General features: G+C 66.5%; 17 protein-coding genes and 1 tRNA gene. 10 read left to right on the top strand and 8 right to left on the bottom strand.

The genetic code is table 11. The annotated features are described in order from the left end of the window. Positions 1 to 35: 35 nt before the first annotated feature. The 6 genes from ACFRAU_RS19770 (at position 36) to ACFRAU_RS19795 (ending at position 12,363) form a co-directional block, all read left to right on the top strand. Positions 36 to 1,412, top strand: coding sequence for a GAF domain-containing protein (locus tag ACFRAU_RS19770; protein WP_378001164.1), 1,377 nt, complete (start codon positions 36 to 38; stop codon positions 1,410 to 1,412). 145 nt (positions 1,413 to 1,557) lie between these two features. Continuing rightward, positions 1,558 to 3,081 carry an aldehyde dehydrogenase family protein gene (locus ACFRAU_RS19775; RefSeq protein ID WP_378001165.1) on the top strand — a complete coding sequence of 508 codons (1,524 nt, stop codon included), beginning with the start codon at positions 1,558 to 1,560 and terminating at the stop codon, positions 3,079 to 3,081. Between the two features lie 192 nt (positions 3,082 to 3,273). Beyond that, complete coding sequence (gene adhP, locus ACFRAU_RS19780; RefSeq protein WP_377995383.1) at positions 3,274 to 4,296, top strand: alcohol dehydrogenase AdhP; 1,023 nt, start codon at positions 3,274 to 3,276, stop codon at positions 4,294 to 4,296. A gap of 16 nt (positions 4,297 to 4,312) precedes the next feature. Further along, positions 4,313 to 4,747 carry a DUF779 domain-containing protein gene (locus tag ACFRAU_RS19785; protein WP_378001166.1) on the top strand — a complete coding sequence of 145 codons (435 nt, stop codon included), beginning with the start codon at positions 4,313 to 4,315 and terminating at the stop codon, positions 4,745 to 4,747. 390 nt (positions 4,748 to 5,137) lie between these two features. Further along, the gene (locus ACFRAU_RS19790) at positions 5,138 to 10,591 is read left to right on the top strand and encodes a peroxidase family protein (protein ID WP_378001167.1); all 5,454 of its coding nucleotides are present in this window, start codon (positions 5,138 to 5,140) and stop codon (positions 10,589 to 10,591) included. Between the two features lie 218 nt (positions 10,592 to 10,809). After that, positions 10,810 to 12,363, top strand: a complete 1,554-nt coding sequence (locus ACFRAU_RS19795; RefSeq protein ID WP_377995386.1) for an amino acid permease — start codon at positions 10,810 to 10,812, stop codon at positions 12,361 to 12,363. A 76-nt stretch (positions 12,364 to 12,439) separates the two neighbouring features. Here the strand turns inward: ACFRAU_RS19795 and ACFRAU_RS19800 are convergent, their stop codons facing one another. The 5 genes from ACFRAU_RS19800 to ACFRAU_RS19820 form a co-directional block, all read right to left on the bottom strand. Then, positions 12,440 to 13,075 carry a DUF2461 domain-containing protein gene (locus tag ACFRAU_RS19800; RefSeq protein ID WP_377995387.1) on the bottom strand — a complete coding sequence of 212 codons (636 nt, stop codon included), beginning with the start codon at positions 13,073 to 13,075 and terminating at the stop codon, positions 12,440 to 12,442. Between the two features lie 119 nt (positions 13,076 to 13,194). Continuing rightward, on the bottom strand, positions 13,195 to 15,330 hold the full coding sequence (locus tag ACFRAU_RS19805; RefSeq protein ID WP_378001168.1) for a DUF6541 family protein: 2,136 nt from the start codon (positions 15,328 to 15,330) through the stop codon (positions 13,195 to 13,197). A gap of 7 nt (positions 15,331 to 15,337) precedes the next feature. Then, complete coding sequence (locus tag ACFRAU_RS19810) at positions 15,338 to 16,573, bottom strand: polysaccharide pyruvyl transferase family protein (RefSeq protein ID WP_378001169.1); 1,236 nt, start codon at positions 16,571 to 16,573, stop codon at positions 15,338 to 15,340. 191 nt (positions 16,574 to 16,764) lie between these two features. Further along, positions 16,765 to 18,243 (bottom strand): catalase, encoded by a 1,479-nt coding sequence (locus tag ACFRAU_RS19815; RefSeq protein ID WP_378001170.1) that lies wholly within the window; start codon positions 18,241 to 18,243, stop codon positions 16,765 to 16,767. 18 nt (positions 18,244 to 18,261) lie between these two features. After that, positions 18,262 to 18,735: a Fur family transcriptional regulator gene (locus tag ACFRAU_RS19820; protein WP_377998107.1), complete on the bottom strand. Its 474-nt coding sequence runs from the start codon at positions 18,733 to 18,735 to the stop codon at positions 18,262 to 18,264. 76 nt (positions 18,736 to 18,811) lie between these two features. Between ACFRAU_RS19820 and ACFRAU_RS19825 the strand changes: the two genes are divergently transcribed. After that, positions 18,812 to 20,083 carry an MFS transporter gene (locus ACFRAU_RS19825; RefSeq protein ID WP_378001171.1) on the top strand — a complete coding sequence of 424 codons (1,272 nt, stop codon included), beginning with the start codon at positions 18,812 to 18,814 and terminating at the stop codon, positions 20,081 to 20,083. Between the two features lie 40 nt (positions 20,084 to 20,123). Continuing rightward, a complete protein-coding gene (htpX, locus tag ACFRAU_RS19830; protein ID WP_377998109.1) occupies positions 20,124 to 20,993 on the top strand; it encodes a zinc metalloprotease HtpX in 870 nt (289 codons plus the stop codon). 151 nt (positions 20,994 to 21,144) lie between these two features. Here htpX and ACFRAU_RS19835 read toward each other — a convergent pair whose 3' ends face one another. From ACFRAU_RS19835 to ACFRAU_RS19845, 3 genes are all read right to left on the bottom strand, one after another. Next, entirely contained in the window at positions 21,145 to 21,321 is a 177-nt protein-coding gene (locus tag ACFRAU_RS19835) for a hypothetical protein (RefSeq protein WP_378001172.1), read from the bottom strand. A 21-nt stretch (positions 21,322 to 21,342) separates the two neighbouring features. After that, positions 21,343 to 21,600, bottom strand: a complete 258-nt coding sequence (locus ACFRAU_RS19840) for a hypothetical protein (protein ID WP_378001173.1) — start codon at positions 21,598 to 21,600, stop codon at positions 21,343 to 21,345. Positions 21,601 to 21,683: 83 nt separating this feature from the next. Beyond that, complete coding sequence (locus ACFRAU_RS19845) at positions 21,684 to 22,175, bottom strand: YajQ family cyclic di-GMP-binding protein (protein WP_377998112.1); 492 nt, start codon at positions 22,173 to 22,175, stop codon at positions 21,684 to 21,686. A gap of 199 nt (positions 22,176 to 22,374) precedes the next feature. Between ACFRAU_RS19845 and ACFRAU_RS19850 the strand changes: the two genes are divergently transcribed. After that, entirely contained in the window at positions 22,375 to 22,629 is a 255-nt protein-coding gene (locus tag ACFRAU_RS19850; protein ID WP_377998114.1) for a hypothetical protein, read from the top strand. Positions 22,630 to 22,743: 114 nt separating this feature from the next. After that, a tRNA-Tyr gene (locus ACFRAU_RS19855) sits at positions 22,744 to 22,825 on the top strand. Positions 22,826 to 22,920: the final 95 nt, after the last annotated feature.

Below are 22,920 nucleotides of genomic sequence, written 5' to 3' on the forward strand. Positions count from 1 at the left end.
TGTCGCGGGCAAGCGTTTGCTCGAGTGGGAGTTCGATGAAGAACCTGATCCAGCCAATGGCACCCGGAACCGAAGATTCGGTACTGCTGCAGCGCCGTGCCCTGGCCGGCCACGAATTCCTGGACAGCCATCCGCAGGCCGAAGCGTTCCCTGATGCCGAAGAGATCCCGGGGCTGCGCCGCCTGATCCGCGAATCGTGGCAGCGGTCCGCCAAGCTGCACGCTAACCCCGACCTCCCCGAGGCGCCGCTGGCCATCGCCGCGGACGAGCTGGAGGAATACCGGCGCCAGCACCCCCTGGCCGCCATCATGCCTGTGATCCAGAAGCTCCTCATCCGGCCCAGCAACGACAGCGGCCTGCTGGTGGCCGTCGGCGACGAGGTTGGCAGGCTGCTCTGGGTGGAAGGCGACACCGGCGCCCGCAGCCGCGCAGAGGGCATGATGTTCGTTCCCGGCGCCGACTGGTCGGAGGCGACCGTGGGGACCAGCGCCCCCGGGACCGCCCTCGCGCTGGGCCGCGGCATCCAGATTTCCGGCGCCGAGCACTACAAACGGTCCGTCCACCCGTGGAGCTGCACGGCGGTGCCGTTCCAGGACCCCGACTCCGGCGCGCTGCTGGGGGTCGTGGACATCACGGGCACGGAGGCGGCCGTGGCGCCGCACACGCTCTCCCTCGTGGAGGCGACGGTGGCGGCGGCCCAGGCCCAGTTGCGCGTCGAACGCCTGCAGCTCGCCGCCGAACAGGACCGCGTTAAGGCACGACGGCGGAGCTCGAGTTCCGCTGACAGGTCCGGGTCTGCGCCGGAGGGCAGCCTGTACCGCAACAGTTTGCAACTGCTGGGCCGGGACCAGGCCCTGCTCAGCATCGAGGGCCGGACCGTGGCGCTATCGGCACGGCACAGCGAAATCCTGGCCCTGCTGACCACCCACCCGGATGGCCTCAGCGCCGAGGAACTCAGCATGCGGCTCTATCCCGGCGACGGCTCGAGCATCACCCTGCGCGCCGAGATGGTTCGCCTCCGCAAGGTCCTCCAGCAGCTTAGCCCCGCGGCGGTCCCGGAGTCCCGCCCGTACAAAGTGACCATCGACCTCCTGCCGGACAGCGGTCAGGTGCTGAACTGCCTCCAGCGCGGCGCCCACAGGATCGCACTCGAGATCTACCGCGGGGCCGTGCTCCCTCGGTCCGAAGCACCAGGCGTGGTGGAGTTGCGCGACCGCGTGTCCGCACTGGTGCGCGAGGCCGTCCTGACCGACGGCAGCGCCGAGTCCCTGCTCAAGTACGCTGACCTGCCCGAGGCGAGGGACGACGTCGGCGTCCGGCTGGCCGCCCTCAAGCTGCTGCCGCCGCGCTCGCCCAAGCGGGCCGCCGTGGTCGCCGATCTTGAACGGCTGGAAACGGAACTGAGCGCCTGACAGGCCCATTGGCAGCAACGCAACGTTCAGGGTGACCCGGGTCACGGGGTTGCAACCTGGCTGCAACCTGCCCGCTCCTAGGCTCGATGCATCGGCGATCACCATGACATGTCGCCACAGTGTTGCAGAGCAAAGGAGCTAGCAAATGACCGTTTACGCACAGCCCGGCACCGAAGGTTCGAAGGTCACGTTCAAGGACCGCTATGAGAACTGGATCGGGGGCGAATGGGTTGCACCCGTGAAGGGCCAGTACTTCGAGAACATCACCCCGGTCACCGGCAAAGCGTTCTGCGAGGTGGCCCGCGGCACCGCCGAGGACATCGAACTGGCCCTGGACGCCGCGCACAAGGTTGCTCCCTCCTGGGGCAAGACTTCAGTTGCGGAGCGCGCAGCCATCCTGAACAAAATCGCCGACCGCATCGATGAGAACGTCGAGCTGCTCGCCGTCGCCGAGACCTGGGACAACGGCAAGCCGGTCCGCGAGACCCTTAACGCGGACATCCCGCTGGCAGCCGACCACTTCCGCTACTTTGCCTCCGCCGTCCGGGCCCAGGAGGGCCGGCTGTCGCAGCTCGACGACGACACCACCGCGTACCACTTCCACGAGCCGCTCGGCGTCGTGGGACAGATCATCCCGTGGAACTTCCCCATCCTGATGGCCGTCTGGAAGCTGGCGCCGGCGCTCGCGGCGGGCAACGCCATCGTCCTCAAGCCGGCGGAACAGACGCCGACGTCCATCCTTGTCCTGATAGAACTCATCGGCGACCTGCTGCCGGCCGGCGTGCTCAACGTGGTCAACGGCTTCGGCGTCGAGGCCGGCAAGCCGCTGGCCTCCAGCCCGCGGATCCGCAAGATCGCCTTCACCGGCGAGACCACGACCGGCCGGCTGATCAGCCAGTACGCCAGCCGGAACCTGATTCCGGTCACGCTGGAACTCGGCGGCAAGAGCCCGAACATCTTCTTCAACGACGTCGCCGACTCCAACGACGCGTTCTACGACAAGGCGCAGGAAGGTTTCGCGCTCTTCGCCTTCAACCAGGGCGAAGTCTGCACCTGCCCGTCCCGAGCCCTGGTCCAGGATGACATCTACGACTCCTTCATGGCCGACGCCGTGGCCCGGGTGGAGAAGATGATCCAGGGCAACCCGCTGGACAGCGAAACCCAGGTGGGCGCCCAGGCCTCCAACGACCAGCTGGAAAAGATCCTCTCCTACATCGACATCGGAATGCAGGAGGGCGCCAAGGTGCTCACCGGCGGCGCCCGCGCCGAACTGCCCGGTGATCTGGCCGGCGGCTACTACGTCCAGCCCACGATTTTCGAGGGCCACAACCGGATGCGCATCTTCCAGGAGGAGATCTTCGGCCCGGTGGTGTCCGTAGCCCGCTTCAGTGATTACAACGACGCCATGGGCCTCGCCAATGACACCCTCTACGGCCTCGGCGCCGGCGTCTGGTCCCGCAATGGCAACGTCGCGTACCGGGCCGGCCGCGAGATCCAGGCCGGCCGCGTCTGGATCAACAACTACCACGCCTACCCGGCCGGTGCCGCGTTCGGCGGCTACAAGTCCTCCGGCATCGGACGCGAAAACCACGCCATGATGCTGGACCACTACCAGCAGACCAAGAACCTGCTGGTCAGCTACAACGAAAACAAGCTCGGCTTCTTCTAAGGGATTAGGAGCCGGCGCCCTAGGCCGCGCTTAGCCCGGGCGGGGACGGATCAGCTCCATCCGTCCCCGCCCGCACCATGCTTCCCGCCCGCACCGCGGCGGAAGACCGTCCCCTGGCCACCACTCAGGAAGGCAGCACCACCCGTCCCGCACCACCTGAAACAACGCTTCAACGACGCAAGGATTTCGCCAATGACGACGACAATGCAAGCAGCCGTAGTAACCGAATTCACCAAGGACCTCCAGATCCAGGACATTCCCGTCCCGACGCCCGGCCGCGGCCAGGCGCTCGTCAAAGTGATCACCAGCGGTGTCTGCCACACCGACCTTCACGCAGCGGAAGGGGACTGGCCGGTCAAGCCGTCGCCGCCCTTTGTGCCCGGCCACGAAGGCGTGGGCGAGGTGGTGGCCCTCGGTGAGGGCGTGACGGACCTCGCCGTCGGGGATCTGGTGGGCAATGCCTGGCTCTGGTCCGCCTGCGGCGACTGCCAGTACTGCCGCACCGGCTGGGAAACGCTGTGCGAGGCCCAGCAGAACGCCGGCTACAGCGTGGACGGCTCCTTCGGCGAGTACATGCTGGTGGACAGCCGTTTTGCCGCCCGGATTCCTGCGGGCTCGGATCCCGTGGAGGTCGCCCCGGTGCTGTGCGCCGGCGTCACCGTCTACAAGGGACTGAAAATGACTGAGGCCAAGCCGGGGGAGTGGGTCACCATCTCCGGAATCGGCGGCCTGGGCCACATAGCCGTCCAGTACGCCGTCGCCATGGGCCTGCGCGTCGCCGCCGTCGACATCGCGGACGACAAACTGGCCCTGGCCAAAAAGCACGGCGCCGAACTCACCGTCAATGCGCTGCACGAGGATCCCGCGGAAGTCATCCAGCGGGAAACCGGCGGCTGCCACGGAGTCCTGGTCACGGCCGTGCACCCGTCGGCGTTTGGGCAGGCCATCGGCATGGCCCGCCGCGGCGGCACGATCGTGTTCAACGGCCTGCCGCCGGGCGACTTCCCGGCACCGATCTTTGAGATCGTGCTCAAGGGCCTGACCGTCCGCGGCTCCATCGTGGGGACGCGGCAGGACCTGGAAGAAGCGCTTGACTTCTACGCGCAGGGCAAGATCCATCCCACCGTCTCCACGCGGGAACTCTCGGAAGTCAACGCGGTCTTTGACGAGATGAAGCACGCCAAGATCGACGGCCGCGTGGTGCTGAGGTTCTGATGAGGAGATGTGGCTGATGCCCGACACCAGGCTCGACGCCGCGGTGACGCTGCCCGGGGAGGACTTCTCCCGGGTGGCACTCACCGCCGAGGCCGTGCAGCTGCTGCGAAAGCTCTGGGAGCGGCACGGCCCGCTCATGTTCCACCAGTCCGGCGGCTGCTGCGACGGATCCGCGCCCATGTGCTACCCGGCGGGGGACTTCCTGACCGGCGACTCGGATGTGCTGCTGGGGCTGTTTGACCTCTCCGCGGACGACGGCGGGGGGTCCGGTTCCGCGGACGACGCCGGCCAGCCGCTGGAGTTCTGGATGTCCAGGGAACAGTTCGGCTACTGGAGCCACACGCACCTGACGGTGGACGTAGTGCAGGGCCGGGGGAGCGGATTCTCGGTCGAGGCGCCGGAAGGCAAGCGCTTCCTGATCCGTTCCACCTTGATGGACTGGCCGGTGTAGACGAACCCAGACCCGGATGCAATACGCCGTGGCAATTGACGCGCAGGTAGGGCCGCCAAGTTAGCGGCCTTACCTGTGCGTTGCCCGTTAACTCACTGATTGAAAACCCCCAATTTGGGTGGCTCAGCCGGCCAAATAACTCCGGTCCGGCTGCATCCACAAGGTTTTCACGGGCATGGCCACGCACGATGGCACGGTCATAACCCTCCTAGCGGCAGGTGTGCCATGAAAATCTCAGCATGGAAGTCAGACGGGGGAGCGGATCAAAGTCGATCCGCTTCACCCACCGATCCACCAACAAACCGACGTCAACGACGCAAAAAGCACGGCAAGCAAGCCATCTCCTTCCGGGCGGTGGCAGCAGTAACCACATTGATGATGCCAGTCGCCATGGGTTTGCCTGTGGTCGCAGCCAACGCAGTGCAGGCACCGGTGGGGGAAGGATTCACCATCACCCCCTCTGATCTGTCCTTCATCCTGAAGCAGATCAAGATCGCTGAAGCCCACGTGGCCAACACGACCTCGGCCACCGGCCCCTGCGGCGCGCTGATCGGCACTGGCCCCAACCAAATTCCGAGCCCCCTGGTTTCTCAGGGTCTCCGGACGGTGGACGGGTCATGCAACAATCTCCAGCCGGGCCAGGAGACGTTCGGTGCAGCCGACCAGAAGTTCCCCCGACTGACTACACCCGTGTTTAAGAGTGCCGAGAACTCGCCTCCTGCGTTCGGGCCTTCGCAGCCGACGTCGTACGCGCAGAAGAGGGGCAACGTCTTCGACTCCGAGCCACGCGTGATCAGCAACCTGATCGTGGACCAGACCTCGACCAACCCGGCGGCGGTCGCCGCGGCCGGTAACCCGGTCCGTACGCAGGGCAACCCGGGCGTCGTGCCCTGCACCACGGACCCGGATCCCCTGGCCACCCCGCCGGTCGTCGGCGTTCCCGCAGACTGCGTGCCGTCCCACAGCACGCTGTTCATCGAGAACGTGACCACCGACGTCGGACTCTCTCCGCCCTACAACTCGATGTTCACGCTCTTCGGCCAGTTCTTTGACCACGGCGTTGACCAGACCGTTAAGAGCGGTGGAACCGTCTTCGTTCCGCTGAAGGATGACGACCCGCTGATCGCAGGTCCGGACCACGTCTTCGGGAACGCGGACGACCTCGACCCGAACCTGCGTTTCATGGTTCTGACCCGGGGCCAGAACCAGCCCGGACCGGATGGCATCGCGGGCGACAACCCCGCGACCCCTGCCGACGAAAGCGCTGACGACATCCAGGATGCGAACAACACGGACTCGCCCTGGGTCGACCAGAGCCAGACCTACACCTCGCACCCCTCGCACCAGGTGTTCCTGCGTGAGTATGTTGACAACAACGCCGGGAGGCCGGTCGCCACAGGCAAGATGCTCGGCGGGGAAGCGGGCACCAACGCGGTCAACGGCATGGCCACCTGGGCCACGACCAAGGCGCAGGCCTCGGCGCGGCTCGGCATCCAGCTGCTCGACAAGGACGTCCTGAATGTCCCGATGGTCGCCGCGGACCCCTACGGCAAGTTCATTCCCGGCCCTGCCCGCGGTCTGCCGCAGTTCGTGACAGATACGGGACTCGTGGAGGCCGACCGTGCCGACAACGGCGGCCTGGGGACACTGGTGCCCGCGAACGTCAAATACTTTGACACCCCGTTCCTGACGGACATCGCGCACAACGCGGACCCGTCCCCGCAGGACACCGACCACAACCCGGCTACACCAAAGGTGACTCCGGCGAAGGATGGCGACACCACGGCATCTGCCGATTTCGCCAGCCAGGCCCCTGGCACCTATGACGACGAGATGCTGAATGCGCACTTCATCGCCGGTGACGGCCGCGTCAACGAGAACATCGGCCTCACCACCATCCACCAGATCTTCCACTCGGAGCACGATCGGCTCGTCGACGACATCGAGAACATCCTGACCACCGATACCTCCCCCAGTGGCGTCGCCGCTTTGGCTGAGTGGAAGCTGGCTGCCGGTGCCGCCGGCTGGAACGGTGAGCGGCTCTTCCAGGCCGCACGGTTCATCACCGAGATGGAGTACCAGCACCTGGTCTTCGAGGAGTTCGCCCGCAAGGTTCAGCCTGCGATCAACCCCTTTGAGCCGTTTGCCTTTACCCAGACGGAACTGAACCCCGCGATCAAGGCGGAATTCGCCCACGCCGTGTACCGCTTCGGCCACTCGATGCTGACGGAAACAATCGCACGCAGGAATGAGGACGGCCCCGGCCCTGACACGGTGTTCGGAACGTCCGACGACACGAGGGGCAGCCAGAACGACATCTCGCTGCTCCATGGCTTCCTCAACCCGCCGGAATACACCAACGGCGGTCCTGCCGGCCTGCTGACCTCGGAAGAGGCTGCCGGCAGCGTCATCGCGGGCATGTCGGACCAGGCCGGTAACGAACTGGATGAGTTCGTGACGGACACGCTCCGCAACAACCTGCTGGGCCTGCCCCTGGACCTTCCGACGATCAACATGACGCGGGCCCGTTCTGAGGGTATTCCGCGGCTGAACGTCCTTCGCCGGGAACTGTTCAACTCAACGAATGACGGCCAGCTGAAGCCCTACACCAACTGGGTCGACTTCGGCGAGAACCTCAAGCACCCGGAGTCGCTCGTCAACTTCGTCGCTGCCTACGGTCTGCACCCGTCCATCACCGGTGCCACGACGCTGGCAGGCAAGCGGGAAGCCGCACGCCTCATCGTCAGCCCCGCCCCCGGGGATGTCGCTCCGGCCGACGCCGCAGCGTTCATGAACAGCACGGATACCTGGGCCAACAGCGGCACGAGCTCGATCACCGGCCTCGACAACGTTGATCTCTGGGTCGGCGGCCTCGCGGAGCAGACGGTTGTATTCGGCGGCCTGCTGGGCAGCACGTTCAACTACGTCTTCGAGAACCAGCTGACCAACCTGCAGAACGGCGACCGCCTGTACTACCTGGCACGCACCCCCGGCATGAACCTGAGGACGCAACTGGAGGGCAACTCGTTCGCCGAGATGATGATGCGCAACACGAACGTGAAGAGCCTGAAGGCCGACGCGTTTGCCACGGCGGACTGCAAGTTTGAACTGAAGAAGCTGGCCGGCACCGCCCCTGAGTTTGCAACCTTGGGCAACACCGTCGCGGACGACCCGGATTCAGAGTGCAGCGAGGCGGACCTCCTGATCCGCATGGCCGACGGCACCATCAAGTACCGCTCGCGGAACACCGTGGACCCCTCCGGCATCAACGGCCAGAGTGTCTACAACGGCACCGCCGGCGTGGACCGCATCTTCGGCGGAAACGACAGCGACACCTTCTGGGGCGGTGAAGGCAACGACGTCATCGAAGGCGGCGACGGAGCCGACGTCGCACTCGGTGGCGACGGCGACGACATCATCACCGACCTCGCCGGTGACGACGTCCACAAGGGCGGACCCGGCAACGACGCGATCAACGCCGGACCCGGCCTGGACATCGTCATGGGTGGGGAAGGCAAGGACTTCACAAACGGCGGAGCCAATGCCAACGAAACCTTCGCCGGCGCCGGTGACGACTTCGTGATGCTCGGTGAGAGCCTTGACGCCGCATTCGGCGACAGCGGCGATGACTGGGAAGAGGGCGGCGACCAGCCGGACCTGATGCAGGGAGACAGCGGCAACCTGTTCTTCCTGGACGATTCCCAGAAGCCCGGACACGACATCCTCGTCGGCCAGGGCGGCGACGACGACTACGACATGGAGGGCGGCGACGACATCGGCGTCGGCGGTCCTGGCATCGAGAAAGTCGCCGGAGCTTCCGGTTACGACTGGGAGACCGGTCAGGGCGATCCCCAGCCGCAGGACCTGGACCTCGCCTTGCCGCTTGTTCCGCTTGACATCCTGACCGTTGATGTCCGCGACAAGTTCAACGAACTCGAGGCCGCCTCCGGCTGGAAATTCGATGACAAGATCCGCGGCGACAGCGTCGTTCCCAGCGCCGTTGGAGGCGGCGGGTTCATCGGGTGCAACGTTCTGGATCAGGCCGGTGTGGACCGGATCGCCGGACTCGGCGACCTGGTGACGACCTTCCCGACGCCGACCGCCGATGTTGTGTCCGCCTCGGCGGGCAAGGACTGCCCGGTCCTCACCGGTGCGAACGTCTGGGGCGAAGGCAACATCCTCCTCGGCGGCAGCGGCAGCGACCTGATCGAGGGCCGCGGCGCAAACGACATCATCGACGGCGACCGCTACCTCAGTGTCCGTCTCAGCGTCCGCACCAACGCAGCCGATCCGGCAAGCGAGATCGGCAGCGCCAGCATTGAAGGGCCGGGGCAGAGCGCCATGAGTAGCCGGTACCTGAAGGACGCCAACGGCAACCTGACGGGAGCGACCCTCCAGGAGGCTGTCTTCGCGGGAGCCGTGAACCCGGGCAACATCGTGGCGGTCCGCGAGATCCTCACGGGCTCCGGCGGCACCGACTCCGCAGTGTTCACCGGACCGGAAGCCGACTACACGGTCACCACAACCGGTGGCGACGGCACCCTCGGCTCCCCGGGCTCCACCACCACGGTGACCGATAACGTGGGCGCTGACGGTACCGACACCGTGCGGAACGTTGAACGCCTCGTGTTCGCCGACACCGTCGCTCCGGCGGCGCCAGTCATCGTCTCGGTTGCCGCAGGCAATGGCCAGGCGACGGTCAACTTCACCCCGGCAGCAGGCGGCGTCGCCACCAGCTTCGAGGTGCGGGTGGTCAACGCGGCCGGAACCCAGGTCGGTGCACTCCAGACCGCCGACGCCGGTGCCACCAGCCTGGTGGTGACGGGCCTGGCCAACGGAACCCCTGTCCGGTTCCAGGTTCGGGCACTGAACGCAATCGGCACCAGCGCCTTCTCGGCACTGTCCGGCACGGTCACCCCGTCGGCTCCCACCCTTGCGAGCGCTCCGGCGATCGGCACGGCGACCGCGGGCAATGCCCAGGCCACGGTGCGGTGGACCGCCCCGGCGGCGGTAGCCAGCGCCCCGGTCACCCAGTTCCGGGTCCGTGTTTTCGTGGGTACCGGTGCCACTCCGACCCGCGAGGTGACGGTCGGCAACGTGACGAACACGGTGGTCACCGGCCTGATCAACGGCACGGGATACACGTTCGACGTCTCGGCGATCAACGCAGCAGGCACGGGCTCAGCATCGGCCCGCACACCGCTGACCACGCCGCGGACCGAGTTCGTCGCACCGACGGTCACTGGCCGGACGCCCGCCTCGGGCGCCACGTCCGTCAGCCAGGCGAACAACCTGAGCGTGACCTTCAGTGAGCCGGTGGCGAATGTCACCACAGGCACCGTCGTACTGCGGCTCGGCGCCACCGTCATCCCCACCACGGTCACGTACAACAACGCGAACCGCACGGCGACGGTGAACCCGAACGCCAACCTCCTGGCAGACCGCACGTACTCGCTGGCTGTCTCCTCAGTCCGCGACACTGCCGGGAACACCATCGCGTTCAACTCGTGGCAGTTCACCACCGGTCCCGCTCCGACCGTTGCTTCCGTTACCCCCGGTATCGGCGCCAACAACGTGGGCAGGACGGCGAACGTCACGGTCCGCTACAGCGAGCCCGTGACGAACGTCAGCACCGGAACAGTGGTGCTGCGGCGCGGCGGCCTGACCGGTCCGGTGGTGACGGCGACCGTCACGTACAACGCCGCGACCAGGACCGCGACGTTGAACCCGTCGGCAACTCTGGCGGCCAACACCACCTACACCATGGCAACGTCCGCCGTGCGGGACCTGGCGGGCAACCCGCTGGCCTTCCGCTCCTGGACGTTCAGGACGGGTGCTGTGTAACTCACCAGGACGGCTGGCGGCCCGCAAGGCCGCCAGCCAATCCTCTTCGGACCCACGCCCGGCCCTCCACCACACCGCGCAGCCGCAGCGCGGAGGAGGGCCGGGCGTGGTTTTGCGTGCCGGGCATCTCAGTATTCGGGACAAATGTGGCCGTCCACTGGATGGACACTACACTTGATAGGTCTGTTTCCATCCCCTATCAGGACTGTGGACTTCCAATGAACCTTTTCCGGACCAAATCCATCGAGCAGTCAATAGCCGACGCCGATGAACCCGGACGTAAGCTGAAGCGCTCCCTGAGCACTTGGGACCTCATGATCATGGGCGTCGCCGTCGCAGTCGGCGCCGGCATCTTCTCCGTGGGCGCCAAGGCCGCTGCGAACTTCGCCGGCCCCGCCGTCACCATCTCCTTCCTGGTCGCCGCCGTCACCTGTGCGCTGGCGATCATGTGCTACGCCGAGTTCGCCACCGCCATCCCGGTGGCCGGCTCCGCTTACGTCTTCACCTACGCCACCATGGGCGAGATTCTGGCCTGGATCATCGGCTGGAACCTCATCCTGGAACTATTCACCGCGGCCGCAGTGATCGCCAAGTACTGGGGCATCTACCTCAGCAAGGTCTTCGCCCTGATGGGCGTGGAAATGCCGCCCGCCATTTCGATCGGCGGCGTTGACCTGTACTGGGGCGCGTTCCTCATCGTCGCCGTCTTCACCGTGCTGCTGGTGCTCGGCACCAAGCTGTCCGCCCGCGTCGGCAACATCTTCACGCTGATCAAGATCGGCGTGGTGGTGTTCGTGATCATCGTGGGCTTCAGCTACGTGAAGTTCTCCAACTACACCCCCTTCGTCCCGGCCTCCGAACCGACGGCCGGCGCCGGCGCGGCTGACGTCATGAAGCAGTCCTTCTTCGGCTTCCTCACCGGGGCCGCCCCCGCACAGTACGGCACCCTCGGCATTTTCGCCGGCGCCGCTCTGGTGTTCTTTGCTTTCATCGGCTTCGACGTGGTGGCGACCTCCGCGGAAGAGGTCAAGAACCCGCAGAAGACGCTGCCCCGCGGCATCTTCGGCGGCCTGGCCCTGGTGACCCTGCTGTACATCCTGGTGTCCCTCGCCCTGACCGGCATGGTCTCCTACACGCAGCTCGCCGAGGCGGAGAGCCCCACCCTCACCACAGCCTTCGAAGCGGTCGGCAACACCGACGCCGCGAAGGTGATCGCCTTCGGTTCCCTCGTGGGCCTGACCACCGTGATCATGGTGCTGCTCATGGGCCTGGCCCGCGTCGTACTGGCCATGAGCCGCGACGGCCTGCTGCCGCGCTCCCTGTCCAAGACCAGCGAAAAGCGTTCGACGCCGGTCCGTCTGCAGATTATCTGCGGCGCCGCCGTTGCCGTGGTCGCCGGGCTCACCAACGTGGACCTGCTCGAGGAAATGATCAACATCGGCACGCTGTCGGCGTTCGTGATGGTCAGCCTGGGCATCCTCGTGCTGCGCAGGAAGCGCCCCGACCTGAAGCCCGCGTTCCGGGTCCCGTTCGGCAAGGTGCTTCCCGTCGTGTCCGCGGTGCTGTGCCTGTACCTGATGACCAACCTTGCTGTGGAGACCTGGATCTTCTTCGGCATCTGGCTGGTAGTGGGCATCGCCATCTACTTCGCTTACGGGCAGCGGCACTCCCGCCTCAACGAGAAGTTCGCCGGTGCCAAAGCTGCGGTGGACGGCCGGACGTCCGGCCTCGATGACCGGGACGACGACGAGGACGCACTCACCCGCGTCTAGCTGATCCCAGCACAGGCCTGACCTGTTCAGCAGGGATCGCCCCTGATGAACGAACCGCCGCCCCCTGATGCAACCGTCAGGGGGCGGCGTGCCGTCCCACCCAGTCCACCAGCGGGCGGAGCTGTTCCCAGAGCCCGGCAATCTCGCGTTCGGCGTCCTGGGAGCCGAGCCATTCGGGCTCGCCGAGGGTAACCCCGGCCGAGAGCGACTTGTGCTTCAGCAGTTCGCCGCGGGGATGATCCTTCGGAAAGCCCCGGGGCACGGTTTTCAGTTTCTCGCCTTCGATGGCGAATCCGGCCGCCGCGACGGCGTCCACGATGTGCTGCAACTGTTCGCCGGTGCTCCCCGCGTCCACCGAATTCCGGTACCGGACCAGCTGAGCGGGTGAATGCGAGTGGTAGCCGCCCCCAACCAGCAGGCCGTCGGCGCTGATCTGGAGGTAATAGCCCACGCCCTCCTGGTACGAGGCGAAGGCGCCCTGGGCGGTCTTGTACGGTGACTTGTCCGGGGAGAACCGGACATCACGGTTGGGCCGGAAAATCTTGCCCGGTCCAAAGCGCGGCTCAAGCTCTGCGAGGAGCGCCTGAAGCGGAGCCTTGACGGAATCCTGGTACACCGCCGAATGGGCATGCCACCAGTCGCGGTTGTTGTTCTCCTCCAGCTCAGCGTAGAACTTCGTTGCCGCGGCCGGGATACCCTCGAATGTGCTCATGGTTGAAGCCTAGGGATTTGCCGCGACTCCGGCCATGGCCGCGCGCGCCCATGTGGAACGCGGCCCATATGTGGAAAGCCGCGCCCATGTGGAACATCCGCGGTGCCGATAAGAGGCTGCTACCCGCAGGCAGTAATCCGGTACAAGGTGCGGCCCTCCGCGGACGCCACTTTTTCAAAGCCTTGCTCCGTGGGCACGTTGTAGAAACCCGGCCAGCGCTTCAGGCTGACGCTGCCGTGAGACCCGCCGGGGGCGTCCTCATAGAAGTAAGTGGCGCCGACCTTGCGCACAGCATCACAGACGGCAGGGTCAGCTGCCAGCCGGTTGAAGCCGGTGCGTAGCAGTTCCTTGGCCGCGCTGCCGGCTGTCGGCGCGCCCAGTTGCGTGTAGACGACGTGCCGGCCGGTCAGCGCATAGAAGTAGGTTTCGCCGTTGAACGGGTCCCCGATCACCACCGCATCGTCCGGCAGCATGGAGCCGGCCCGCTCAATGAAGGCCTGCTCGCCGCTGGAAAGCACGCCGGCCCCTGGTTTGTCGGAGACTGTGTAATTCTGCGCGGACACCGCTACGCGTTCCACGGAACGGTAGCTTCCGGAACCCACATATAGCGCACCGATGACAGCAGCAGCGGCAACCGTGAACAGGATGGCGGGAACGGGCCACCGTCCGGCGGGTCTGGCCTCATGAGGGCGTGCGGAAATAGCGCGCATCACCGCCCTGACCGCGGCACCTGTCACCACGGCAATGGCCAGCGCGGCCAGCAGGCTCCCCGCCATGGCGATGAACGGTGCAATCCGCTGGGTGTCCTTGTACCAGAAGCCGGTGAGCCACCGCAGTCCGTTTTCGGGACCCGCGGCAAGCACGTAGAGCCCCACGAAGGCCAGCCAGGTGGCGGCCAGCGGCCTCGCCTCCCGGACAAAAATAGCCACAACGGCGCCAAGAATCACCAGCAGTCCCACTGCGATGTTGAAGTCGTCCGGTGCGGGCGGGGAGAGTGCCGGGAAGCGCGGCAGGTCGAAGAAGGCAAGGTACACGGAATCCGGGACTGCTGCCCGTACAGCCCGGCGGTAGGCCATGACGCCTGCCAGCAGGCGGGAGTTGGCCAGCACCGACCACGCCGCTGCCGCAAGGAGCACCGCGACCAGCACAGCCGCAAGGGTGGGGAGGGGACGGCGCCGCACCCCGCGCACCAGCAGCGGCAGGAAGCTCGCGGCCACGAAGGGCAGGACTGCTACGGCAATCGCAAACAGGGCGCTCGGGTGGGCCGCGGCGCAGCCGCCGAGGACGGCCACGAGGATGATGGCCAGGGGGACGTGCCCGCGGGCCGGCGCCCCCGCCGGCGCCCCCGCCCGCGTCTCCGCGGGCCCGCCTGACCTCCCGGCAGATGGCCCGGCGGTTGCCACGGCGGTTGGCCCGGCGGTTGGCTCGGCAGGAGTCGCTGCGGACGTCACGCGGCGCAGCAGCAGCACGGCCAGGGCCAGCGTCGCGGGCACGAGCGCGGTGGCGAGCCCGTTGGGCCACTGGCCGCTGCGGAGGAGCTGGGAAAAGGGAAAGCTGATGAAGGAAGCACCAACCAGCGGCGTCAGCGCCCAGGCCGCAGGATGCCGCGGCAGCACGGCCGTGGCCAGGAACGCCAGGCCGGCCGGCCAGATCAGGCCGCCGATGACGATCGAGGACAGGTTGGCCGCTTCGGAGACGCTGCCCGGAACGAGGGCAACGGCGCTGTGCCAGCCCGCCGGGTAGTACGTGGCGCGGCCGGCGCCGAAAATCGGGGCGATGCTCCATGGAGTGGCCTGGCCGGATTCCTGGATCCAGCGCAATGCGTTCAGGTGGAAGATCGGATCCCAGCCCTGCGAGGCGGTGGCGGGGTCGCCGATGCCGCGGAGCAGGGCGAGGCAGGTAACAGCGGAACCGAGGGCAGTTGCTGCCCCTACCGCAAGCCACGTCGGCAGGCCGGCGCTGCCGGGCGCCAGGGGCTGTCCGAGGGCGAACCTCCTGCCGGCAAGCCATGCCAGGAGGACCAGCGGGAGGGCCGTGAGCGCGGCAGTGGCGGCGTTCCAAGGGAGGCCGAGGGCCGCCGTCGCAAAACTGCCGGCCAGAAGCATCAGCAAGGTGACAGCGGGACTGAGCGCGATGGCCGCCGGCCAGCCCGGTTTCAGCGGCAGGAGAACAAGGAGTCCCGGGAGAAAGAATGCCGTGACTAGGAATACAACGGTCGGGGCCGAGGAGGTCAGCCCGGAAAGCCAATCAAGCATGGTCGGTTCAGTGGGCTCCAGGACGGATCTTGTTCTTCCGCGGCGCAGCGAGTGCCTTGTTGAAGAGCTTCGCGGCGCCGGCTGTCAGCGATCCGGCGGTCAGCGTCCCGGACGCCGTGGCAGCGGGCTGGCCCGGCAACGGCGGATAGATCTTGTCCGCCTCGGCGCGCTTGCGGGCCACGAGCGCCGGCAGCCCGTCTCGCAGCGACCCGCGGTCCGCCGGGATTCCGGGGTCGTCGCCGTCCAGCGCCAGTGACCAGCCGCTGCCCAGGGCCGTCAGCGACTCGTGCTTGACGTCGTAGTACCCCTTCTTCACGCCGACGGCGATGCCCCTCGCACCTGCCGACGCCGCCAGAAGGTGGAAGTGGAAGCGGCTGGTCACCCACGTCTGGTGCGCGGCCAGGGGCAGGCCATGGGCCCAGATGTGCAGGAACGGAAGGAACCGTTCTTCCGGAATGAGGTCCGCCAGCCGTTCGTAGGCGACGCGGTCGGCGCCTGGGATGGCCTCGACGTAATAGGCGTTGGTTCCCTTGCTGACGGCCTTTTCGACGGCGGCCCTCGCCAGTTCTACGGCTGTTTCGAACCGCTCCGGATCGGCGGTGTCGCTCTGGATGCAGACGTAGAGTCCGGGCTCGGCGGTGGTGCGTGCGATTTCAGCGGTGACGCCGAGGAAGGCATCGTCCAGGTCCTGGCTGATGCCGTAGGCCCGGGCGCCGGCTTCATCGCGGGCCGCCGCGTGCACAAAATCCTGGAACAGGGGCATTTCGGCGGGCGCCGACGTCAGCTCGGGCATGAGTCCCTGGCCGGTGGCAATCAGTCGGACGCCCGTGATTGCGTGGACGGCACGCATGGCCAGCACAAGTCCGGCGTGGTGGGACCAGTTCTCATTGATGAAGCCGCCGCCGATGAGGTGCAGCGATTGGGCTTCCCGCAGCTTGAGGAGGCCCAGATCGTAGGAGGGGGAGCCCAGGCCGGTGACGCGGGCCCTGATGATCTCCGCTGCCTCGTCCAGCGGCATTTCAGTCGTCTCGTGCACCAGCCGCCACAGGGTGTTGGTGACGCGCAGGCGCGGATGCATTCCTTCGAAGAGGACCTGCGCCAGGCCGGGCTGGGGGCAGTCCAGCCAAACGTCGGCATCGGGCCGAACTTCGGCGAGATATTTCAGCCACGCGGCGGCGATGAACTCGTCGCCGAAATTGGGGTTGCCCGAAGGGCCGATCAGATAAAGGGGACCCGACTGCATGCTGTTGACTATATCTTCCCGCCGGCGTGAAGCCCGCGTCCGCGGTCGAGGTTTCGGCGGGCTCAGCCGGTTCGGCAGGCTCAGACGGGCCCGGCTGAGCCGGCAGCAACTGCCCAGAACGCAGGGAACCCCGCCGCGGCTGTGAACGGGTCACTGTGCCGTGGCGGGGTTCCTGGTGCTATCCGGTGCTGTTAGCCGATTTTGTTGGCGGCTTCGGCGTCGGAGAGGGGTGCTGCGCCGAGGTTGGCGCGGAGCTTGGCGCCGAGTTCGGCGTCAACGCTGGTCCAGTACGCGATGGCGCGTTCCTTGATGTCTTCGCGCTTCACGCCGCCCACGGCACCGGTGATGGTGTCCAGGAAACGGGCCTTCTCGGCGTCGTTGTAGACCTCGCGGTACAGCGCACCGGCCTGGACGAAGTCGCCGTCCTCGGCGTGCAGGGAGTGCGCGGCGTGCGTGAGCTCGCCGTCGTTCTCCCAGCCGCCTGCCGGGGACTGCTCAACGGCGGCCGGGCCGCCGAACGTGTTCGGTGCGTAGACCGGAACCGACGGGGCGTTGAACAGGAAGCGTCCGGCGCCGTCCTGGCTGTAGTTGTTGACCTGGTTCTTGGGCTGGTTCACCGGGATCTGGGCGTGGTTGGTACCCACCCGGTAGCGGTGCGCGTCAGCGTAGGAGAAGATCCGGGCCTGGAGCATCTTGTCCGGGGACGCGGCGATGCCGGGCACGAAGTTCGACGGCGCGAAGGTGGCCTGTTCGATCTGCGCGAAGTAGTTCTCCGGGTTCCGGTTCAGCTCCATGGTGCCGACCTTGATCAGCGGGTAGTCCGCGTGCGGCCAGACCTTGGTCAGGTCGAACGGGTTGAACCGGTAGGTCTTGGCGTCCTCGTAGGGCATGACCTGAACGTGCAGGTCCCAGGAGGGCAGGTTGCCGGCTTCGATGTTCTCGTGCAGGTCGCGGATGTAGAAGTCCGCGTCCGAGCCGGCCAGCGCCTCGGCCTCTTCGCCGGTGATCGAGTTCACGCCCTGGTTGGAGCGGAAGTGGTACTTGACCCAGAACCGCTCGCCCTCGGCGTTGATCCACTGGTAGGTGTGCGAGCCGTAGCCCTGCATCTCACGCCAGGACGCCGGCAGGCCGCGGTCACCCATCAGCCAGGTGACCTGGTGTGCCGACTCCGGGGACAGGGTCCAGAAGTCCCACTGCATGTCCGCGTCACGCAGGTGCGTGCCGGGCAGGCGCTTCTGGGAGTGGATGAAGTCCGGGAACTTGATGCCGTCGCGGATGAAGAACACCGGGGTGTTGTTGCCCACGAGGTCGTAGTTGCCCTCGGAGGTGTAGAACTTCACCGCGAAACCGCGCGGGTCACGCCACGTGTCCGGGGAACCGTTCTCGCCCGCGACCGAGGAGAAACGGATCAGCATCTCGGTCTCCACACCGGGCTGCAGGAACGCCGCCTTGGTGTACTTGGAGACGTCCTCGGTGGCCTTGAACGTGCCGAACGCGCCGCCGCCCTTGGCGTGCACCACACGCTCCGGAACCCGCTCGCGGTTGAACTGGGCGAGCTTCTCCACCAGGTAGTGATCCGTGAGGATGATCGCGCCGTCAGCACCGACAGCCTTCGAATGTGCATCGGACGTAACCGGCGCACCTGACTGGGTCGTTGAAATGGCAGTCATTATTCTCCTATTTCTTAATTACTTGTCATTTACGTTTGCAGGAAGTTTTTGGGCCCGCTGGCATTCTCCGCAGATCCCCTGGTACATGACATCCGCGATCTGGATGGTCATGGGGTGGGAATCCTCGCTCCAATGCGGGGTTAGGCACGGAGCATGGCCGACAGCGCAGTCGACATCCTCCACACGGCCGCAGCTGATGCAGATCGCGTGGTGATGGTTGTCGCCCACCCGCGTCTCATACAGCGCCGGGGAATGTGGGGGTTCGAAGCGGCGCAGCATCTGCAGGTCCGTCAGATCACCCAGCACCACGTACACGGACTGCGCCGTCAGTTCCGGCAGTTCCTCGCGGGCAGCCGCCAGGATGTTTTCCGCCGGGGAGTGCGGGTGATGCTCGACGGCGGCCAGGACCGCCAGCCGCTGCTTGGTCACCCGGCGGCCGTGGGCACGCAGGGCCGCGGCCCATGCTTCGTGGCTTTCCGGGTGATCCGTCATGCATCCATTGAATCACTTATTTTGACTAGATCACAATAAGGCGGGGCTAAGTTCCTGCTGAGGCTAGAGTTGCCGGGTGGGAAAACTTCTGGCCGACATCACTCCGCTGCGCGAGAGCCCTGATTTCCGGCGGCTATGGCTGGGGTCGGCGCTCTCCAACGTGGGCAGCCAGCTCACCCTCGTCGCTGTCGGCCTGGAGGTATACCGGCTGACCCAGGACAGCCTGTACGTCGGGCTGCTCAGCATCTTTGCCCTGGTCCCGCTGGTGCTGGGCGGCTTGCTGGGCGGATCCATCGCCGACTCCCATGACCGCCGCACGGTGGCGCTTCTGTCGTCCGCGGTGCTGTGGGTGACCACCGGCGGGCTCGCCCTCCAGGCCTGGCTGGAGGTGGGCAACGTGTGGCTGCTGTATGCCCTCGTGGCCGTGCAAAGCGGTGCCCAGGCGATCAACCAGCCTGCCCGCAGCGCCATCATTCCCGCGCTGTTGCGGAAAGAGCTCCTGCCGGCCGCCAACGCACTGAACATGGTGACTTTCGGGCTGGGCATGACGGCGGGGCCGCTGTTCGCGGGTGTCCTGGTGGCCAGTGTCGGGTTCGGGTGGACGTACACGCTGGACGTTGTCAGCTTCGTCTTTGCCTTCTGGGCCCTGCTGAAGCTTCCCCCCATGCCGCCCGGAGAGGCGGCGGGCCGGGCCGGGATGCGGTCCGTGGCGGAGGGTTTCCGCTTCCTGGGCACGCGGCCCAACCTGCGGATGACGTTCATCCTCGACCTCATCGCGATGATCCTTGCCCAGCCGCGTGCGCTGCTGCCGGCCATCGGTGCCCTCATGATCGGCGGCGGGGAAACCACAGTGGGCATCCTGCTGGCGGCCGTGGCTGTGGGTGCCTTCCTCGCCGGCCTCTTTTCCGGGCCGCTCGGCGCGGTGCGGCGGCAGGGGACTGCGGTGGTGTGGTCGGTCATGGGCTGGGGCGCCTCGTTTTCGGCGTTCGGCCTCGTGGTGGTGCTGGCCGGGCGGTCCGGCTCCGGCGGCGTCACCTTCTGGCTGATCCCGGCAGCCCTCTGCTGCGCCCTGGCGGGAATTGCCGACTCCGTGAGTGCCGTCTTCCGCACCACCATCCTGCAGGCCGCGACCCCGGACCACCTGCGCGGCCGGCTTCAGGGGGTCTTCATTGTGGTGGTCGCCGGTGGCCCGCGGCTGGGCGACATGCTGGCAGGCGGCGGCACTAAAATTCTTAGTGAGGGCTGGGTCCTGCTGCTGGGCGGCATCCTGTGCATCGTGGTGGCCTGGATGGTGGCGCGGTGGCAATCCGGCTTCCTGAAGTACGACGCGCGGAATCCTGTTCCGTAGCGGCGGTACCGGTTCCGACTTCTGAGCTGTGGAGGCAAAAGTGCACAATCACCACAACGGACTGAAAACGGCGGCGCTGTTCGGCGTGCTGTGGGCCATCCTGCTGGGCCTGGGCGCCCTCATTGCCGCCAACACCCGCAGCTCGGCCCCGATCTTGATCATGGCGCTGATCGGCCTGGGGACCACGGCCTACGGTTACTGGAACAGCGACAAGATCGCGCTCCGCTCCATGCAGGCCTACCCCGTCTCCGAAGCCCAGGCGCCGCAGCTCTACCAGATGGTCCGGGAGCTCTCCGCCCGCGCCAACCAGCCCATGCCCCGGATCTACGTCTCGCCCACCATGGCGCCCAACGCGTTCGCCACCGGGCGGAACCCGCAGAACGCCGCCGTCTGCTGCACGGAGGGGATCCTGCAGCTCCTCACCCCGCGGGAACTGCGGGGAGTCCTCGGCCACGAGCTCATGCACGTCTACAACCGCGACATCCTGACCTCGTCCGTGGCAGCTGCGGTGGCGGGCGTCATCACCTCGGTGGGGCAGATGCTGCTGTTCTTCGGCGGCGGGGACAGGCGCAATTCGAACCCGCTGGCACTCATCGCCATGGCGCTGCTGGCGCCGCTGGCAGCCTCCCTGATCCAGGTGGCCATCTCCCGGACACGGGAGTACGACGCCGACGAGGACGGTTCGCAGCTCACCGGCGATCCGCTGGCACTCGCCTCCGCCCTGCGCAAGATCCACCAGGGCGTCCAGGCCGCACCGCTGCCGCAGGACCAGCGGCTGGTCAACGCCTCGCACCTGATGATCGCCAACCCGTTCCGCGGCGGCGGGCTCACCAGGCTTTTCGCGACGCACCCGCCGATGCAGGACCGCATCAGCCGCCTGGAGCGGATGGCAGGCAGGCCGCTTAGCTGACGGCCGCCGTCGTACTTCTTCCTGGGGAGCCCTGCGACGCGCCCATAACCCTGCGACGCGCACCATACCCTGAGACGCGCACAATGCCTGGCGCGGCCGGAATACCAGCAGCGAGCGGAAATTTGCGCGTCGCCTGCCAACTGGCGCGTCGTCAGAGCGAGCGGGCGTAGCAGACGGACAGCGGCTCGCCGGCGTACGGCCCGAAGTTGTCGATCAGCCGGTAGCCCTCGCGCTCGTAGAAGCGGATGGCGTCGGGCTGGGCCGTGCCGGTCTCGAGCTTGAGCTCGCTCAGGCCCAGGCGGGCGGCCTCGGCCTCCAGGCTACGCAAAACTGCCAGGGCGGCGCCGCTTCAGCGGTGGTCGGGCAGCACGAACATCCTCTTGATCTCCGCGGACCCGGCGTCGAGCCGGCGCAGGGCGCCGCAGGCAACCGCTGTCCCCTCGTGGTTCCGGGCCACCATGAACACGGTGATGTCTTCGGCGCTGGGCGCGGAACCGGGCTCATGGTCGTCGCAGCCGTAGCGGGCATCCAGTTCGGCCCGCTGCATGCTGCGCAGCCTCGCCCCGTCCTCGGCGTCCCACGGCTCGGGCCTGACTGCGAAGTTCATTGGGTTCCTTTTCCCTGGTGGCGCACAAACGGGCTGGCGGGCACTGTCGCCAGCCCATTTGTGCACCCCGGCGTTAGCGGGCCTTAGCTGCGGAAGTTCACGAACTGAAGATCGGCTTCGTCAAAGTCCTTCAGGAGGGCCATGGTGGCCTGCAGGTCGTCGCGGGACTTGGACGTGACGCGGAGTTCATCGCCCTGGATCTGGGACTTGACGGACTTCGGGGCCTCGTCGCGGATGAGCTTGTTGATCTTCTTGGCGAGGTCCTGCGCGATGCCTTCCTTGATGGAGGCCTCCAGCCGGAATTCCTTGCCGGAGGGGTACGGTTCGCCGGTGTCCAGGGACTTGAGCGAGATGCCGCGGCGGATCAGCTTGGACTGCAGCACATCCAGGACCGCCAGGACGCGCTCCTCGGAGTTCGCCTTCATCAGGATCTTCTCGCCGCTGAAATCGACCTCGGCGCCGACGCCCTTGAAGTCATAGCGCTGGGCGATTTCCTTCTGCGCCTGGTTCAGCGCGTTGGCCACCTCCTGCTTGTCTACCTTGCTTACGACGTCGAATGTGGACTCGCCTGCCATGACTCTCCTTTGCTGGTGCATGCGTCGCCCGGGCGGTAAGGCTCCGGGCAGGGTGGGGATATCTGGATTCCAGCGTAGTACGGATGGCGGGGAAGTGAAGGTGGGCGCCATTCACAGTTCACTCATAGCCGAGTCATGGCGGGAACGAAGTTTCGGCGCCCAGAGTTGTAGCAGTTGGAAGCCGCTCGGAAGGAAAGCAATGACCCACAAGGCCGTCCGCTACGTCACCAAGTCCACCGCCGCAGCCGCAGGAACCATCGCCACCGCCGCCTCATCCGTGGCCGCCGCTGCCGTGGCCGCATCCATCATCCTCAGCCCAGTAGCCGACGCCTCCACCCGGATGGAGGGAGTGCATTCGGACCTTCAGCGGGCCGTGCAGCTCAACCAGATCACCGAGGAACAGGCGCTGCGGTTCGAGGCCAAGCTCGCCGGCCGGATCCTCAGCGAAGCCTGATTTTCGACGATTTTCGGCCCGCGTATTCCCGATTTCACTCTTCGGCAGAAGTTCTGTAAGGTTGTCTTGCCGCGGTGATGGAAACAAAACCGTGGTGATCTTCTTTTGAAGTTCGGCAGATTACCCGAGCGGCCAAAGGGGGCTGACTGTAAATCAGCTGGCAACGCCTACGGGGGTTCGAATCCCTCATCTGCCACATTTGTGATGTCTCGGGACATCGACTACAGATGTCCCGAGACATCGGCTACACCCCCGGTCTACGGACCGGGGGTGTTTTGTTTTTTCGGCTGG

Source organism: Arthrobacter sp. NPDC056691, from assembly GCF_042791415.1.
Classification (GTDB): domain Bacteria; phylum Actinomycetota; class Actinomycetes; order Actinomycetales; family Micrococcaceae; genus Arthrobacter.